General features: G+C 44.9%; 17 protein-coding genes. 9 read left to right on the forward strand and 8 right to left on the reverse strand.

The features are described from left to right. Window positions 1-11: 11 nt before the first annotated feature. The gene (locus ICN41_RS02655) at window positions 12-818 is read right to left on the reverse strand and encodes a hypothetical protein (RefSeq protein ID WP_216291240.1); all 807 of its coding nucleotides are present in this window, start codon (window positions 816-818) and stop codon (window positions 12-14) included. A 423-nt stretch (window positions 819-1241) separates the two neighbouring features. On the opposite strand from ICN41_RS02655, the gene ICN41_RS02660 reads away from it, so the two are divergent. Genes ICN41_RS02660 through ICN41_RS02685 form a run of 6 tightly spaced genes read left to right on the forward strand, consistent with a single transcriptional unit; the run spans window position 1242 to window position 6699 of the window. Continuing rightward, window positions 1242-2027 carry an enoyl-CoA hydratase/isomerase family protein gene (locus tag ICN41_RS02660; protein ID WP_370629080.1) on the forward strand — a complete coding sequence of 262 codons (786 nt, stop codon included), beginning with the start codon at window positions 1242-1244 and terminating at the stop codon, window positions 2025-2027. Continuing rightward, on the forward strand, window positions 2024-2941 hold the full coding sequence (locus tag ICN41_RS02665) for a hydroxymethylglutaryl-CoA lyase (protein ID WP_216291241.1): 918 nt from the start codon (window positions 2024-2026) through the stop codon (window positions 2939-2941). The genes ICN41_RS02660 and ICN41_RS02665 overlap by 4 nt, the downstream gene beginning before the upstream one ends. Before the next feature lie 9 nt (window positions 2942-2950). After that, a complete protein-coding gene (locus tag ICN41_RS02670; protein ID WP_216291242.1) occupies window positions 2951-3916 on the forward strand; it encodes a tripartite tricarboxylate transporter substrate binding protein in 966 nt (321 codons plus the stop codon). Window positions 3917-3939: 23 nt separating this feature from the next. Continuing rightward, a complete protein-coding gene (locus ICN41_RS02675) occupies window positions 3940-5130 on the forward strand; it encodes a CaiB/BaiF CoA-transferase family protein (protein WP_216291243.1) in 1191 nt (396 codons plus the stop codon). Then, entirely contained in the window at window positions 5127-6290 is a 1164-nt protein-coding gene (locus ICN41_RS02680) for an acyl-CoA dehydrogenase family protein (protein ID WP_216291244.1), read from the forward strand. Before ICN41_RS02675 ends, ICN41_RS02680 begins: the two co-directional genes overlap by 4 nt. A 19-nt stretch (window positions 6291-6309) precedes the next feature. Then, window positions 6310-6699, forward strand: a complete 390-nt coding sequence (locus tag ICN41_RS02685; protein ID WP_216291245.1) for a cupin domain-containing protein — start codon at window positions 6310-6312, stop codon at window positions 6697-6699. Window positions 6700-6748: 49 nt separating this feature from the next. On the opposite strand, the gene ICN41_RS02690 is transcribed toward ICN41_RS02685, so the two are convergent. The 5 genes from ICN41_RS02690 to ICN41_RS02710 are packed head-to-tail and all read right to left on the reverse strand — an operon-like array spanning window position 6749 to window position 10898. Beyond that, a complete protein-coding gene (locus tag ICN41_RS02690) occupies window positions 6749-7546 on the reverse strand; it encodes a fumarylacetoacetate hydrolase family protein (RefSeq protein ID WP_216291246.1) in 798 nt (265 codons plus the stop codon). A gap of 15 nt (window positions 7547-7561) precedes the next feature. Beyond that, window positions 7562-8530 (reverse strand): tripartite tricarboxylate transporter substrate binding protein, encoded by a 969-nt coding sequence (locus ICN41_RS02695; protein ID WP_216291247.1) that lies wholly within the window; start codon window positions 8528-8530, stop codon window positions 7562-7564. Window positions 8531-8532: 2 nt separating this feature from the next. Continuing rightward, complete coding sequence (locus tag ICN41_RS02700; protein ID WP_216291248.1) at window positions 8533-9402, reverse strand: fumarylacetoacetate hydrolase family protein; 870 nt, start codon at window positions 9400-9402, stop codon at window positions 8533-8535. A 14-nt stretch (window positions 9403-9416) separates the two neighbouring features. Then, window positions 9417-10400 carry a tripartite tricarboxylate transporter substrate binding protein gene (locus ICN41_RS02705; protein ID WP_216291249.1) on the reverse strand — a complete coding sequence of 328 codons (984 nt, stop codon included), beginning with the start codon at window positions 10398-10400 and terminating at the stop codon, window positions 9417-9419. A 9-nt stretch (window positions 10401-10409) separates the two neighbouring features. Then, entirely contained in the window at window positions 10410-10898 is a 489-nt protein-coding gene (locus ICN41_RS02710) for a heme-binding protein (RefSeq protein WP_216291250.1), read from the reverse strand. A 71-nt stretch (window positions 10899-10969) separates the two neighbouring features. Between ICN41_RS02710 and ICN41_RS02715 the strand changes: the two genes are divergently transcribed. Then, entirely contained in the window at window positions 10970-11683 is a 714-nt protein-coding gene (locus ICN41_RS02715) for a GntR family transcriptional regulator (protein WP_216291251.1), read from the forward strand. A gap of 12 nt (window positions 11684-11695) precedes the next feature. On the opposite strand, the gene ICN41_RS02720 is transcribed toward ICN41_RS02715, so the two are convergent. Together ICN41_RS02720 and ICN41_RS02725 are read right to left on the reverse strand one after the other, a co-directional pair. After that, window positions 11696-13345 (reverse strand): gamma-glutamyltransferase family protein, encoded by a 1650-nt coding sequence (locus ICN41_RS02720; RefSeq protein WP_216291252.1) that lies wholly within the window; start codon window positions 13343-13345, stop codon window positions 11696-11698. 23 nt (window positions 13346-13368) lie between these two features. Beyond that, window positions 13369-14379, reverse strand: a complete 1011-nt coding sequence (locus ICN41_RS02725) for a tripartite tricarboxylate transporter substrate binding protein (RefSeq protein WP_216291253.1) — start codon at window positions 14377-14379, stop codon at window positions 13369-13371. A gap of 64 nt (window positions 14380-14443) precedes the next feature. On the opposite strand from ICN41_RS02725, the gene ICN41_RS02730 reads away from it, so the two are divergent. Then, the gene (locus ICN41_RS02730; protein WP_216291254.1) at window positions 14444-15193 is read left to right on the forward strand and encodes a VOC family protein; all 750 of its coding nucleotides are present in this window, start codon (window positions 14444-14446) and stop codon (window positions 15191-15193) included. Window positions 15194-15202: 9 nt separating this feature from the next. Beyond that, window positions 15203-16180 carry a tripartite tricarboxylate transporter substrate binding protein gene (locus ICN41_RS02735; RefSeq protein ID WP_216291255.1) on the forward strand — a complete coding sequence of 326 codons (978 nt, stop codon included), beginning with the start codon at window positions 15203-15205 and terminating at the stop codon, window positions 16178-16180.

Genomic DNA, 16180 nt, shown 5'->3' on the forward strand with positions numbered 1-16180 from the left:
TCAAGTGGTGGCTACATCGACTCTCTCAGATTAACTAGTTCCATATCAAAATCATTCAGCGAGACTTTTCCAAGCCGGGGATACTCAAACTCCATGATGACGTAGATCGTTCCAGCCATTAGGACAACAAAAATAATAGTCAAGAGCCAATCCCTCTTATTTTCAATTCCCATGTTATATCCTGCAATGAGAGCTCCTATGAAAGTTAGCAATATGAGGGACTGCATCACAACCGGTGGTGGATGAAATTTACTGGAAAGGCGCTGATTTTCTGAAGCCGTGAACATATCAGAGAGTTCGGGCAATATTTGAGCTGCAACTAACTTTTGCGGATAAGCAGTGTCTTCAACTGCCCGCACAACTGCTTTCCAAATCTCATCTCCAACAGCATTGTGGAGAGCAACTTTTTTCTCTAAATGCAACTCAGAGAGCGTATCGTTATCTTTATATAAATTAATTCGAGAATCGATGTATTTTTTAAATAGCTCTCTGATCTGGGGTTGATTGTTTTTTGCCAATAGATCAACTGATTGATAGGCGGTTCCGAGAGCACTCACCTCTTGAGTGATCAAATCACGTCTTTTATCAAACCGATCTGATGCGCCTGAGAAGGTCAGTGCGATTAGCAAGGCCAATAGTCCAAAAATGGCTGCTAAAAATGTATCGGCCGCATCAATTTTTTTAATGCCGTATTTGCGAGAGAAGTGCAAGCCCACCTTCCAACCTATCTCTATCATCACCAGCATGCAAACTAATAAAAACCAAAACAGCAAACCGGAGGTCATCAAATAAATACGAAGTGATTCACTGGCGAACATAGATACAACCCAAGTTAAATGACTTGATGGAAAAGACTCACGTTCTTATATTAAACAATCCCGCAAGCGGTAAATAGAATTCAAAAGCTACCGAGATTAAGGGATTACCCCAAAGAACCCTTTTTCGAAAGGTGTTGCGCCAACCTAAATGTAATTAAAATTTATCAATCCATTAGCAAAGAATTCAATTAAAAAAATATTCCGAGCTTTTTAATATCTCTACTTATCTGTACAAGCACTATGGCGCAACTCATTCAAGCCTGGAACGCCCCAAATGCAGTTGAACATAGCAAAACACTGTGAAATGGACTTGGTTCAAAGATAGCTAAGAGCCATATTCCATCTGGGCACAGACCCTGAATTTCCCCCTAAGCCTGCGTTTCCAGTAAATTAAAGAAAAAATAAAGAAACTGGAGACTGCATTTGACTACCAACACCCCCTCTTCTTATCAATATCTGACTGTTGAAGGTGAGGACATCGTCCGCGTCACCCTCAATCGACCAGAAGTCCGAAATGCTTTCAATGAAGGCTTAATTGCTGAGCTGCAAGACATTTTTACCAAGCTGGGTTCTGATGAGCGTTGCCGCGTGATTGTGCTGCAAGCCAATGGGAAAAGTTTTTGTGCGGGTGCCGATCTCAATTGGATGAAAAGTATGGCCAATTTCACTAAAGAAGAGAATATTGCTGACTCTCGGAAGATGGCATTCATGCTCAATACCATTTACGCATGCCCTAAACCGGTCATTGCCAAAGTACAAGGTGATGCTTATGCAGGTGGAGTTGGTTTAGCCTCAGTTTGCGATATCTTGGTTGCCTCTAATCAAGTTCGCTTTTGTATCTCTGAAGCAAAATTAGGCTTACTCCCAGCCACGATTGCGCCTTATGTCATTCGCGCATTAGGTGAACAAGCATCCCGCAGATATTTTGTAACAGCAGAAATCTTCACTGCCGCCCATGGAAAAGAAATGGGATTTGTACATGAGTTAGTTGATCCCGATGCCTTAGATAGCAAAGTGGATGAAATCTGCCAAGCCATACTGAGTAACGGTCCTATGGCGGTCATGGCCTGTAAAAAGATTGTGCGAGATATATCACAGCAAGCTATTACACCTGCCCTACTTGAAGATACTGTAGAGCGTATTGCCAATATTAGAACTAGTGATGAGGCTCAAGCGCGCATGAAGGCCTTTCTCGAGAAAAGCAAATGAAGTCATCACCTAACCTTCCTCAAAAGGTCAAGATTGTTGAGGTTGGACCTAGAGATGGCCTGCAAAATGAAAAAGAGTTTGTGCCAATCGAGATCAAAGTTGAATTAATCAATCGACTGTCACATGCAGGTTTTCCGAATATTGAAGCAGCCTCTTTTGTTTCTCCCAAATGGATTCCACAAATGGCTGGCAGCAGTGAAGTGATGGCTGCCATTGCACGCAAACCTGGAACCATTTACTCCGTACTCACTCCCAATATGAAAGGGTATGAAGGGGCTCTAACAGCCAAAGCGGATGAGATCGTCATCTTCTCTGCGGCCTCAGAAGCGTTTGCTCAGAAAAATATTAATTGCAGCATCACTGAGTCCGTTGAGCGCTTTATCCCGGTTGCAAAAGCAGCAAAACAAGATGGCATTCGCATTCGGGGAAGCATCTCCTGTTCATTTGGATGCCCCTACCAAGGATCAGTAACACCTGCCGAGGTGGTCGAAGTTGCTAAACGCATGATGGACTTGGGTTGCGATGAGATTGATATTGCCGACACTATTGGAGTAGGCACTCCAGGTCAAGTTGCCAGCGTATTTGAAAGTCTTTTTACCATCGCACCTAAAACCCAATTTTCCGGACATTTCCATGACACCTATGGACAATCTCTGGCCAATATATACGCAGCTCTTCAAACCGGCGTCAGCATTTTTCACTCTTCTATTGCAGGCTTGGGCGGTTGCCCCTATGCCAAGGGCGCCACTGGCAATGTCGCAACGGAAGATGTCTTATACATGCTCAAGGGCTTAGGTATTGAAACTGGGATAGACTTTGATGCTACTGTCAAAATTGGTGATTACATAACAAAAGCAACTGGCAAAACCAATGCATCACGTGTTGGTCGAGCAATTGCAGCAAAAATTCAATAGGAGATCAAGATGAATAAATTACTCAAAGTACTAGCGGCTGCACTGGCTGCTAGCTCCCTTCACTGTGCAGCTCAGAGCTACCCCTCTTCCAATATTAATTTGGTAGTTCCCTTTGCAGCTGGTAGCGGCACAGATGCAGTAGCGCGGATCATGGCCACCAAAATGGGTAGCATCTTAGGTCAACCTGTCATTGTTGAAAACAAACCGGGTGCTAGCGCACAAATCGGTGCACAGTTAGTCGCTTCCGCTAAGCCGGATGGATATACCTTACTAATGACAACCAATACATCTCACTCTGCAAATCCTTATTTATTTCAAAATCTGAAATACGATCCGATCAAGGATTTCACACCGATTGCACGAGTTGGCGAACTGCCATTTGTGCTTACTGTTAATAACGACTTGCCTGTGAAGACTGTTCAAGAGCTGATTGATTACGCTAAAGCAAATCCAGGCAAATTATCCTATGGCACACCCAATAGCACATCATTGGTCACCACTGAAACGATCATGTACTTAACCAAGATCGGCATGACCCAAATTCCATACAAATCAAGCCCACAAGCATTAACGGATTTGATCGGCAACCAAATTCAGGTTTATGTTGTAGATACTGGATCAGGCATGGGCATGATTAAGGCAGGCAAAGTACGTCCGATTGGTTTAACTGGCAACAGGCCATATGCCCAACTACCAAACGTTCCACCGATTGCTAAAACCATTCAAGGTTTTGATGTGGTGTCATGGAATGGCGTGTTTGGTCCGGCCAATCTTCCAAAACCCATCGTTGATAAAGTCAATGCGGCTATTCAAGAGGCATTAAAGGACAAAGAGGTGCAAGCTAAATTGGCACAGCTTGGATTTGTAGTTTGGCCATCCAAAAACCCACAAGATTTTGCCCAATATGTCAGCGATCAAATGGCTTTTTGGGGTAAGTTAATCATTCAATCTGGCATTAAGTCAGAAATTAATTAATTAATACAATATTAAGGAATGTGATGGGCCCATTAGCAGGCGTTCGTATCTTAGATTTAACCGCGGTGATCTTGGGGCCCTTTGCAACCCAAATTTTGGCGTCTATGGGCGCTGAGATTATCAAGATTGAGACCCCTGACGGCGACAATATGCGTGATGTCGGCCCGATGAAAAATCCTAAGATGGGTCACATCTTCCTGCAAGCCAATCGAGGTAAAAAAAGTATTGTTCTGGATTTAAAAGATCCAGACTCCAAACAAGCAGCGATTGATATTGCCAAAACAGTCGATGTTTTTATTTCCAATATCAGACCTCAAGCATTAGATCGCTTAGGCTTGGGCTATGAAGATTTAAAGAAAGTAAATGAGAAGATCATTTACGTTTCATGTTCCGGCTTTGGATTAGATGGCCCCTATGCCGATAAACCTGCCTACGATGACTTGATTCAAGGTGCTGCTGGTGTACCTTGGCTAATGCAGCAATATGGAATCCACGAACCCCGCTACGCACCAACCACTTTGGGCGATCGGGTCACTGGACTGCATTCAGTCTACGCAGTCACCTCTGCCTTGTATGCCAGAGAAAAAACTGGCAAAGGCCAACATATTGTGGTGCCAATGTTTGAATCCATTGCGCAATTTATTTTGGGTGATCACCTAGGTGGTGAATCCTTTATTCCCCCCATTGGGAAATCTGGATATGCTCGCCTTCTGTCTCCCTATCGCAAGCCGTATGCAACTCAGGATGGTTATATCTCCATACTGATCTATAACGACAAGCATTGGAAAAGCTTTTTTGAAGCCATTGGTCAGCCTGAGCGTCTTCAAGAAGAAATCTTCTGCACCCATGTCAACCGAGCAAACAATATTGACCTGGTGTACAGAGAAGTTGAATCTATTATGAAGACGCGCACTACTGCGCAATGGCATAAACTACTCGACCAATATGATCTACCCAATCAAGCGATGAATTCAATCGATGATTTGATCAATGATGAGCATCTCAATAGTAAATCTTTCATTTACACAGAGAATCATCCCAGCGAAGGACAAATTCGGGTCATGAAAAGCCCAGTATCTTGGTCAGAGACTCCAGCAAAAGAAGACTTGAGCCCCGCTCCCAATCTTGGCCAACATACTGCTGAGATTTTAAGAGGCTTAGGCTATGCAGAAGATGCGATTGAGGCATTAATTCGTACTGGAAGTAAAAAATGAATTTTCAGTTTTCACCAGAACAGATGCAAATTGCCGATGCCATTGAAAAACTCTGCAAACCTTTTGATGCAGAGTATTGGCTTAAGAAGGATCAGTCTGGTGACTTCCCCTTTGACTTTCATAAAGCCTTAGCCGATGCTGGATGGCTAGGAATTGCAATGCCCCAGGAATATGGTGGGGCTGGCCTTGGTATTACTGAAGCAGCACTGATGATGCGTACGATTTCAGGAACTGGGGCTGGCCTATCGGGAGCCTCTGCAGTCCATATGAATATTTTTGGCTTACATCCAGTTGTGGTGTTCGGATCAGATGAGCAAAAGCAACGTTGGCTACCACCCTTGATCGCTGGAGAAGATCGCGCTTGTTTTGGCGTCACAGAACCCAATGCAGGCCTGAATACTCTAAAGCTATCAACCAAGGCAGTGAAACAAGGTGATCACTATGTAGTGAGCGGCCAAAAAATTTGGATCTCTACCGCTCAGGTTGCCAACAAAATTCTGCTCTTAGCCCGTACTACGCCTATTGAGGATGCTAAGGGAACCGAAGGCTTGTCATTGTTTTATACCGATCTTGATCGCTCCTGTATTGATGTCAGAGAAATTGAGAAGATGGGTCGTAAGTGTGTTGATTCAAACGAAGTCTTTATTGATAAGCTCAAAATTCCGAGTGAAGATCTAATTGGTGAAGAGGGCAAAGGATTCTCTTATATTTTGCACGGTCTGAATCCCGAAAGAATTTTGATTGCAGCAGAGGCTATTGGTCTTGGGCAAGCTGCGCTAGCAAGAGGCGCGCTCTATGCCAAAGAGCGAATCGTATTTGATAGACCCATTGGTCAAAACCAAGGCATTCAACATCCCCTTGCCAAATCTTGGATGGAGTTAGAGGCTGCCAACTTGATGGTCTTTAAGGCGGCCAGTCTTTATGACAATCAAGAGTCCTGTGCAGCTGAAGCGAATGCAGCCAAGTACCTTGCAGCAGAAGCCTGCTTTCATGCTTGTGAAAACGCCATCATGACCCACGGCGGTATGGGCTATGCCAAGGAATACCATGTGGAACGATACCTTCGAGAGTCTTGGATTCCCCGCCTAGCTCCCGTGAGTCCACAACTCATCCTTTGCTTTATTGCTGAGAAGGTCTTGGGTCTTCCAAAATCCTATTAACTCGATTGAGAGAGTAAAAATGAGCGCAACTAAGTCACGTTACTTTGTTAAAGCAGGAGAGGTAGAAGGCTATCATCCAGCAAATCATTTGGGCACTGTGAACCGCAGAATTATTGGCACAGAAACCGTAGGTGCAAAACAGCTTGAAGTACTACATGGCACGATTGAAAAAGGGAAAGGCGCCCTGCCTCACGCACACCCAGGGATTGAACAAGTCTGCTACATGCTAGAGGGTCGCGCAAGAGCAGAAGTCAATGGGGAAGTTTGTGAAATGGGGCCAGGCGATGCCTGTTTTTTCCCTGCCGATGCCATGCATGTTTTTACTGTGATCAGTGATGAGCCAGTAAAACTGTTGGTGATTTACTCACCACCTTATGAAGAAAATCCAGCTAGAGTAATACGCCCTTAAGGCTTACCTATTCAAGAACTTAGCGGGCTCCTAGGAGCCCGCTATTGCATTACACGATCTTGATTGAGAGATCAGGTAGCCCAACAATCTGGCAACGAATAACGTCACCTCTGACTACTGGTCCAACATTCTCAGGCGTGCCTGAATAAATAATGTCGCCAGGGAACAATTCATTTGCTTCAGAAAGCTTAGAGATTTGTTCTGCTACCGACCAAATCATTTGACTCAAATCGGCCTTTTGCTTGACTACCCCATTGACGGAAAGCTCAATATTGCCCTTGGTGAAGTGCCCTGTTTTCGCTACCGGAAAGATTGGACCTATAGGAGCCGAACGATCAAACGATTTACCAATTTCCCAAGGCTTCTTCTGATCACCCATGAAGCGCTGCAAATCCCTACGCGTCATATCAAGACCTAAAGCGTAACCATAGACATGCTCTAAGGCCTTATCTACAGGGATATTTTTGCCACCCTTGTTGAGCGCTGCAACCAATTCCACTTCATAGTGGTAATTTTTAGTGAGGCTAGGATAAGGATGATCAACAATCTTAGTGGGAGCTACAAACTGAACCGCATCCGTTGGCTTCTGAAAAAAGAATGGTGGCTCACGAGTTGGATCCGATCCCATCTCTCTTGCATGAGCTGCATAGTTACGACCAATACAGTAAATGCGACGAACAGGAAACTCTTGATCGCTTCCAGCAATCGGGATTAATACCTGCCCTACAGGAAAAGGTGTTTTCACTCCCTTCTCTTGTGCATGCCCAACACCAGAGGCACCTAAGACAGTCGCGCCCAAGCCTAACTTAATAGCATTACGGCGAGTTACATTTTGCTTATTTGACATCGTTTCTCCTTTTAACTATTGCAATTCGATTTGTGCATTTGTTGCAATTTTTTGATACCTTGAAACTTCTTCTTTTACAAACTTATTAAACTCTTCTGCCGACATTTGTTTTGGCTCAATGCCAACTTTTGCATAAGCCTCACGCACCTCTGGATCTTGCATTGCCTTTGCTAAATCGCCATTCACTTTTTGCACAATTGCTGTAGGGGTTCCATATGGCGCCCACATACCAAACCATAGGCTCATATCAAAATTGGGGAAGCCCTGTTCTGCAATCGTAGGAATATCAGTGGCAGCTGGAGAGCGATTCTTACTCGCAACACCGAGTGCCAATAACTTGCCACCTTTAATTTGCCCAAGAGCAGTACTTAAAGATGCCATACAAAAGGCAATGCGACCTGACATAACCTCTTGTATTGCTTCAGGGCCACCTTTTAAAGGAATATGATTCATCTTAATCCCAGCTGCCTGAATAAAATACTCAGCAGCAAAGTGAGTAGAGCTGCCCACACCCACCGACGCAAAGGGAATCTCTCCTGGCTTTGCTTTAGCCGCAGCAATAATATCTTTGATTGATTTGTAAGGCCCATCAGGCGATGTCACCATGACATAGGGGGTATCACCCACATAGGCAATATTTACCATCGGCTTAGCCAAATCGTAGGGTAACTTTTTATAAGTCGCAGGATTGGTTGCAAAAGTGACTGACTGAAATAACAAGGTTTGTCCATTCGCCTCCGCATTAGATACAGCACCAGTGCCAATCAATCCACCAGCACCCGGTTTGTTTTCGACAACAACAGGTTGCTGCCAGACTTTATTCAGGTACTTGGCAACTATTCTGGCAGCAGTGTCAGCGCCAGACCCTGGCGTCAAAGGTACAACCAATTTCACGGGTCCTTGAGGGTAGGTTTGTGCTTGGGCGCCTATGCAAAAAGCCAGCCCAAGAACCATCCAAAATACTTTTTTTATGGATATTTTCATGTTTACTCATCTTTGATAGTGTTAGTCAAGATTCCAAGGCCTTCAACTTCAATTTCACAAACATCTCCTGGCTTCATAAAGACAGGCGGCGTTCTTGCATACCCTACACCCGCTGGCGTTCCGGTAATCACCACATCGCCAGGCTCCAAAGTCATGCATTCTGTAATCAACACAATGGTTTCAGCAACATCCCATAAAAAGTCTTTGGTATTGGCATTTTGCATAACGACCCCATTTAGGCGTGACTGAATTTGTAAGCCATGTGCACCAGGAGGAAGCTCATCTGGCGTGACTAAGCATGGGCCAAACCCACCTGTTTGATCAAAATTCTTACCTATCGTCCATTGGGTAGTTTTACGTTGATAGTTACGGATGCTGCCATCATTAAATACGCTATAGCCAGCAATACAGTCCAGGGCATTTTCTCTTGTGAGATTACGTGCACGTTTTCCCACAATGAATGCGAGTTCTGCTTCGTAATCTAACTTATCAGACACTGCTGGCCTAATGAGTGGTGCATTGTGAGCCGCTAATGAGCTTGGACCTCTCATAAAGAAGCTAGGGTACTCAGGCCTTGCATTGCCACCCTCTTTTGCATGATCTGCGTAATTCAAACCCATGCAGACAATTTTTCCAGGTCGATCAATTAAGGTCTCAAATTGAATCTCACTCAAATTACGAATGACTGCATTGGGATTGCTTAATGCTTGCTTTGCTTTACCAAGACTAGCATCGCTTTCTATAAAACTTAAAAGGCTATTCGGAATACTCGGATCGGTTGCACATAAATCAACAAATTGCTCTGAATCTTTAGCGCAAAGAACGCCAATGCCTCTTTCATTTTTCTTATTTTTATAGCTAAACAAACGCATATTGACCCCTTAAGTTAATCTTTTTTGACTGCAATAGACTGCACTACTGGTCGCAAGCTAACCAATTCTTTTGCAATGAATGCAGTTGCTTTTACGCCGGTAATGTTGTTAATCGGCTGAATCGATATTGACGCTAGCTTCTCAAGCAAGGCGGGATCTGATAAAGCCTTGTCGGTTGCAAGGATCAAAATATTCGCAATCTCCGGCGATAGCCCCTCTGGCGCAGAAACAATATTCCATAAGGCAGCTTGAAAGTCTTTTAATCCAGTCACTTCATTGACCGTTGGAACATCTGGTATCAAAGGAGATCGTTTTGTAGCGGCAATGGCGACGATTTTTAATTTACCTGCACGATGTTGATTGATTAAAGACCCAAGGGTGTCAACCGTCATATTTACTTGACCACCAATCAATGCCGGAATTGATTGGGCGCTTCCCCTAAAAGGTATATGCTGTATATCTAAGTTACCCACTTCATATTTCAATCTTTCACCAACAATATGAAGATAAGTGCCTTCCCCAGCAGAACCATATTGCAACTTTCCTGGATTCAGGCGCGCATACTCAATTAATTCTTTAAAGCCTCCCTTAGTTCCAGGGCTTACCGCAAACACAATAGGCGCATCCCCAACAACTGCAATTTCAGTAAAGTCTTTAATGGAATCGTACTGAGGTTTTGGCGTCATTAAGCCATAAAGCACATGCGTAGATGCCGTGCCAAAGAGCAAGGTATAGCCATCGGCGGCACTGTTTTTAACCTCGAGACTACCTATCGCTCCGCTAGCGCCACTCTTGTTATCTACTACAACAGGTTTACCAAGCTGAGCGGATAGCGATTGCGCATATTGCCTTGCAAATTGATCTGTGGGACCACCTGCAGGAAAAGGAACTACCAGTCGAATGGGTTTAGTAGGATACGTTGCTGTTGTCTGCGCCACCCCCGTAGAGATTACAAAACAGGATGCCAGTACGCATATAGCTGATTGAATTAGTTTCATCATGACTCCTTATAACTGTCCATCATTCCAATTTTCTGCAGGCATCGGTGGCTCCGCAACGAAGCCAACCAATTTGATAGCCTCGATTGCACAATACTCATCTTTATCAGATGCATCCCCGCTAATACCTACAGCACCAATTGCTGAGCCTTGTTCATTCACAATCAAAACGCCGCCCGGTGTTGGTATAAATCTTCCGCCTGAAGCAGCAGATAAGGCTGCCTGGAAAGTGGGTCTATTTGCCAATCTATCTCTAATGTGTCTTGTGGGCATTCCCATACCTAAGGATGCCCATGCTTTACCAATGGCAATGTCATGACGTAGGATGCCGCAACCGTCCTCTCGCTTAAAGGAAACTACATGACCACCTGAATCAAGTACTACCACTGCAAGCGGCAAGAGATGATGCTTTAGACGTAATTTCAGGGCTTCATCAATGATTTGGTCAGCATCTGCCAAAGTAAGACTTGAGTGACTTGCAACTAGCTTTTCGGCCATACCTCATACCCCTTTAAATATCGATATTTTTATATTATCATGAAAATATCGATATTTATAATACAAAGTTCATGACCAGCAAACCCAAGCAAAATGCGACTCTCCGCCTAGTACCCGCCACTACACGGGCCAGCGAGGTTTATGACCAGCTCAAGGCAGATATTCTGCAAGGCCGCCTTCAGGCAGACCAAAAGCTCAAAATCGAAGAGCTCTCAAATCACTATTCCACCGGCGCTAGCCCTTTACGAGAAGCGCTCAATCGTCTGTCTGCTGAGGGATTAGTTTCTAGAAGTGACCAGCGTGGATTTAATGTGGCCCCATTGCATTGGGAAGAGTTGGATGCCCTAACCGAAACTCGCTGTTTCATTGAGGGAAAAGCGCTTGAAGAGTCTATTCAAAATAGAACCGATGATTGGGAAAGTAAATTGGCTCTGCTGATACATAAATTATCGCGAACACCTAGATCACTAGAAACCAAAGAACATAATGCAAACCCAGAATGGGAGAGCCTTCATAAAGAGTTTCACAAGACTCTACTAGAAAATGCATCCTCAAGATGGCTGAAAGAGTTTAGTGAAACCTTAAGCACTGAAAGCTACCGCTATCGTCAAGTAGCTGCAAGTAAAAATTTTGGTAGACGCGATCATCATGCTGAACATATTGCTATTTTCCAAGCAGCAATTAATGGTGATATAGCATCTGCACAACAATTACTACTTGAGCACTATCGAACAACATCTACGATGACTGGTAAAGGCGCTAAAAACTTAAAGCTCATTAAGTAATCAATAGGGCCGTTAATAAACAGCCGCCTGCCCATCACGTCTTGGATCGCTTGCTGCGATATAGCCGTCCTCAATATCGTCCGACAGTCTCCAGATAAATTGCCCTGCACCAAAATCCATATAGGGATCATCAATTTTCTTCAAGGTATGGCCTAGATCTGATAAGCCCTGAACTGTTGCAGCATTCATATTGGCTTCCACATCGAGGCTGAAGTCACGGTTGACTTTCCAGCGGGGCGCATCACAAGCTGCCTGTGGCTGCTGACGATAAGACAACATCCGCAGAACAGTTTGTAGATGGCCTTGAGGCTGCATATCTCCGCCCATCACACCAAAGCTCATTTGTGGCAACCAGGTATCGCCCTCTTTGCGAGTTAAAAATGCAGGAATGATGGTGTGAAAAGGACGCTTACCACCAGCAACTACGTTTGCCGACTTTGGATCCATTGAGAAACCAAATCCTCTGTTCTGCAAACTCACACCCCAATCCGGAACAACTACACCTGAACCAAAGCCCATATAGTTACTTTGAATGAAAGAAATCATGCGCCCCTTTTCATCCGTTGCGGATAGATAAATTGTTCCACCGGATTGTGGCAAGCCGAATGGAAAGTGGGTTGCCTTGTTTGGATTGATGAGCTTGGCACGCTGCGCTAAATAAGCAGGATCTAACATCTGCTCAGGTGTTACTTGCATGGAACGTGGATCAGCAACATATTGGTACACATCTGCAAAAGCCAATTTCATTGCCTCTATTTGCAAGTGCTGACTTTGTACGCCATCTACTGGCAAGCTTGCTAGATCAAAATGTTGCAAGATCCCCAGAGCAATTAAAGCACCTATACCCTGGCCATTGGGAGGTATCTCATGCATGGCGTAGGTCTTACCATCTGCTGCCTTCATCTCCTGGTGAATCGTGCCAACCCAATCAGGACGATAGCTAGCAAGATCCTCTAGCGTCATTGAGCCACCATGCGTCTTAGAGTAATTGGTAATTGCTTGTGCAATCTCACCCTCATAGAACTCACGAATACCTGACTTGGCTAGTTTTTTGAGCGTCTTCGCTGCTGCCTCAAAGCGAAAGATTTCTCCAATCTCTGGCGCCCGACCATGAGGCATAAAAGCTTGGGCAAATCCGGGTTGATCTCTTAATTCTGGAATGGCGGCAGCCCACTTATGAGCCACCACTGGCGCCATGGCATAGCCACGCTCAGCAATTTCAATGGCTGGCTGTAATAGATCACCCAGGGGCAATGATCCAAACCGTCTATGCAATTCTTCCCAACCAGCTAGAGCGCCAGGCACCGTTACCGAATCCCAACCTCGCTTGGGTCTGTCTGCCAAACCACTGGCATCGGTCCCATATTTTTTCGAGAAATAATCTGGATTCCATGCTTGTGGTGCAGTGCCAGAAGCATTCAGTCCATGCAGCTCTTTTCCATCCCAAACAATCGCAAAACAGTCGCTACCCAATCCATTCGACACTGGCTCCACAATCATCAAAGCGGCAGCTGTAGCAATTGCTGCATCAATTGCATTTCCTCCTTGTTGAATAATCTTTAAACCAGCTTGAGCGGCAAAGGGGTGGGATGTAGAAACCACATTTCGCCCCATGACAGGTACACGAATCGTGGGGTAAGGATTATTCCAGTTGAATTTCATAGGCGTTTTTCTTCTTGTTCTTTTTAATCAGGATTGATTTGTGCTTGTTTAATTAAAGCACTCCAGCGTGCACGCTCTCTGGCAACCATATTGGCAAATTTCTCCGGAGTGCCCGGTGTTGATTCTGCGCCAACCTGCGCAAATCTCTCAATCACATCTGGTGACTCGATTGTTTTATTTAGGGCAGCATTGAGTTTGGCTACTATCTCTGGAGGCAGATTTTTGGGGCCATACAATCCAAACCAAGTAGAAGATTCAAATTGACCCATTCCATAATCTTTTCCAGCCTCAGCCAATGTGGGTATATCAGGCAATTGAGGGGAACGTTTCACTCCGCCAACAGCTAATGCCGTTAGCTTTCCGTCTTTTACGGGCTGCAGACTTGAAACGATGGAGTCAAATAAGATATGAACTTTTCCAGAAACTAAATCCGGCATTGCTAGCGCAGAACCCTTATAAGGCACATGCGTCATATTGATTCCGGCCTGCGCTTTTACAGCCTCAGCATTTAATTGAATAACCGTACCAACACCACTTGATGCATAGTTCAATTCACCTGGATGGGCTTTTGCATAAAGCACTAAATCTTTCACTGTCTTGATGGGCAAGGTTTTGGTAACCATCAAAATCGCGGGGGAGACTGCTACGCCACCAATTGGCGTGAAATCAGCTACTGAATCGTAAGGCAGTTTTTTAGGAAAACTAGGTGCAACGGAGTGCGTACTGCTAGTTGTGAACAACAGCGTGTAACCATCTGGAATCGCCCTCATTCCAATAGTGGCGCCAATTGTTCCCCCGGCACCAGGATGATTTTCCACAATGACAGATTGACCTAAGTTAGTAGAGAGCTTTTGCGCAACGATTCTAGAAAGTGCATCGGTAGCCCCACCCGGCGGAAATGGAACAATCAAGGTAATCGATTTATTGGGATAGTCTTTCACCCCTTGAGCATGCACTCCAAATACCCCTGCAAAAAGCCCAAGGGATAGCAAGGTAAAAATGGATAAAGATCGACGAATGGTCTGAATTTTCACGAGGTCTCCTATGTATTTCCAATATCGTATATGATAATTTTTTGATATTGCTATTTCATTCTCCGTGAGTTCAAACCACCCCACAGAATACCTATTTGATCATCTCGTGATCATGGGTAGAGATAGTCTGAGCGAGCTCAGCCAAACCTTCACGAGCCAAGGCTTTCACTTAACCCCGCTCGCTCACCATAACCTGGGCTCAAGTAATCGCCTCATCATGCTGGACTCGAGCTATATCGAACTATTGGGCTGGGAAAAAGGCAAGCCCATCCAGAGGGCAGAAATCGCTAACCAAGCGATTGGCTTGGATGCCCTAGTGTTTCGTACAGATGATGCTGATGCCTGCTACTCCCATCTCAAAGCATCTGGGTTTGCTGTAAACCCAGTGCAAGATTTATCCCGCGAGGGTGAATTTATGGGAGAAACCGTATTAGTCCAATTTAAGACGGTCCGCTTTTCAGAGCAGCCTATTCCAGGTCTCAGGATCTATTTTTGTGAACACTTAAATCCTGAGTATGTTTGGCAAAAGGCATGGCTCTCTCACCCAAATAAGATGGGCCATCTACCCCTAATTACCCTTGCTAGCCCCGATATTAGTCAAACTGCAGCTACCTTTCAAAGACTCCTCAACCTTTCCAAACAAAGCATCGTTTCTGACACAACTGGGATTCGGATTTCCCTCCCTAATATAGAGCTCCATATTCAAGCAGTAGATAGCTCTCAAGGTGTTTTCATACAAGATGCGCGCCTCAGTCAATCTCCATCAGATCCTGTAGACTTCATTATCGATCACCATTTTTGCACCCAACACTAGGGCTTAACTATGAAAATCACTTTAAATTTATTCTCTAAATACCTCTTGCTGTCATTGGCGGCACTCACCCTCTCAGGTATCGCTATCGCTCAGAGCGATAAGCCCTTGACCTTAGTTGTGCCCTTTCCACCCGGTGGAAGCACAGACATCACAGCCAGAACAATCCAAACCAAACTGGCCGAAAGAATTGGCAGACCGGTAGTCATTGAAAATCGTCCGGGCGCTGCGAGCCAAATTGCTACGCAATACGTTGCGCGATCAGCTCCCGACGGAAATACTTTGCTCATCAGCTTTGATAATCACTCCATTAACCCCATTGTTAAATCCAAACTCCCTTATGACACCTTTAAGGATTTTGTAGGTGTTAGTTTGTTAGTTCGCTTTCCGCTTGTGATTGCTGCCAACCCATCCGTACCAGGAAATAATCTGTCTGAATTTATTGCAGCAGCAAAGAAGAACCCTGGTCTTTTTAGTTATGCCTCAACCGGTGTTGGTTCTCTGAATCAACTGGCTATGGAAGACTTAAAACGTAAAGCAGGGATTTTCGTGCTGCACGTTCCTTATGGTGGTGGTGGCCCAGCAATCGCTGCTGTTGTTGGCAATACTGCTAGCTTGACCCTCTTGAGCTATGCAGCCCTTAAGGGTCAAATTCAGGCTGATAAGCTCAAGCCACTTGCTGTCACTGGAGCCCAGCGCCTCCCTGAGTTACCAAAGACCCCAACCGTGGCAGAGTCTGGCTATCCAGGCTTTGAGGCTTACTCCTGGATTGGTGCGTTCGCACCCGCAGAGACGCCAGCCGCAACTGTTAAAAAACTGACAGCGGATTTTCAGGCAGTGCTGAACGATCCTGAAGTGAAGACTAAGCTAACCCAAGGTGGCTTTGATGTTCAAGCTAGCGATGGCCCAACTCTAGATAAATATGCAAAACGTGAATTTGAACGTTGGCAGCAATTTGTTAAAGCAACCAAACTGAATTTAGATGACTAA

Source organism: Polynucleobacter sp. 15G-AUS-farblos (assembly GCF_018882445.1).
Lineage (GTDB): Bacteria > Pseudomonadota > Gammaproteobacteria > Burkholderiales > Burkholderiaceae > Polynucleobacter.

What these genes read in the sequence shown, in the direction of transcription:
- ICN41_RS02655 (WP_216291240.1), bottom strand. Translation starts at nt 818, where the DNA reads ATGTTCGCCAGTGAATCACTTCGTATTTATTTGATGACCTCCGGTTTG.
- ICN41_RS02665 (WP_216291241.1), top strand. Translation starts at nt 2,024, where the DNA reads ATGAAGTCATCACCTAACCTTCCTCAAAAGGTCAAGATTGTTGAGGTT.
- ICN41_RS02670 (WP_216291242.1), top strand. Translation starts at nt 2,951, where the DNA reads ATGAATAAATTACTCAAAGTACTAGCGGCTGCACTGGCTGCTAGCTCC.
- ICN41_RS02675 (WP_216291243.1), top strand. Translation starts at nt 3,940, where the DNA reads ATGGGCCCATTAGCAGGCGTTCGTATCTTAGATTTAACCGCGGTGATC.
- ICN41_RS02680 (WP_216291244.1), top strand. Translation starts at nt 5,127, where the DNA reads ATGAATTTTCAGTTTTCACCAGAACAGATGCAAATTGCCGATGCCATT.
- ICN41_RS02685 (WP_216291245.1), top strand. Translation starts at nt 6,310, where the DNA reads ATGAGCGCAACTAAGTCACGTTACTTTGTTAAAGCAGGAGAGGTAGAA.
- ICN41_RS02690 (WP_216291246.1), bottom strand. Translation starts at nt 7,546, where the DNA reads ATGTCAAATAAGCAAAATGTAACTCGCCGTAATGCTATTAAGTTAGGC.
- ICN41_RS02695 (WP_216291247.1), bottom strand. Translation starts at nt 8,530, where the DNA reads ATGAAAATATCCATAAAAAAAGTATTTTGGATGGTTCTTGGGCTGGCT.
- ICN41_RS02700 (WP_216291248.1), bottom strand. Translation starts at nt 9,402, where the DNA reads ATGCGTTTGTTTAGCTATAAAAATAAGAAAAATGAAAGAGGCATTGGC.
- ICN41_RS02705 (WP_216291249.1), bottom strand. Translation starts at nt 10,400, where the DNA reads ATGAAACTAATTCAATCAGCTATATGCGTACTGGCATCCTGTTTTGTA.
- ICN41_RS02710 (WP_216291250.1), bottom strand. Translation starts at nt 10,898, where the DNA reads ATGGCCGAAAAGCTAGTTGCAAGTCACTCAAGTCTTACTTTGGCAGAT.
- ICN41_RS02715 (WP_216291251.1), top strand. Translation starts at nt 10,970, where the DNA reads ATGACCAGCAAACCCAAGCAAAATGCGACTCTCCGCCTAGTACCCGCC.
- ICN41_RS02720 (WP_216291252.1), bottom strand. Translation starts at nt 13,345, where the DNA reads ATGAAATTCAACTGGAATAATCCTTACCCCACGATTCGTGTACCTGTC.
- ICN41_RS02735 (WP_216291255.1), top strand. Translation starts at nt 15,203, where the DNA reads ATGAAAATCACTTTAAATTTATTCTCTAAATACCTCTTGCTGTCATTG.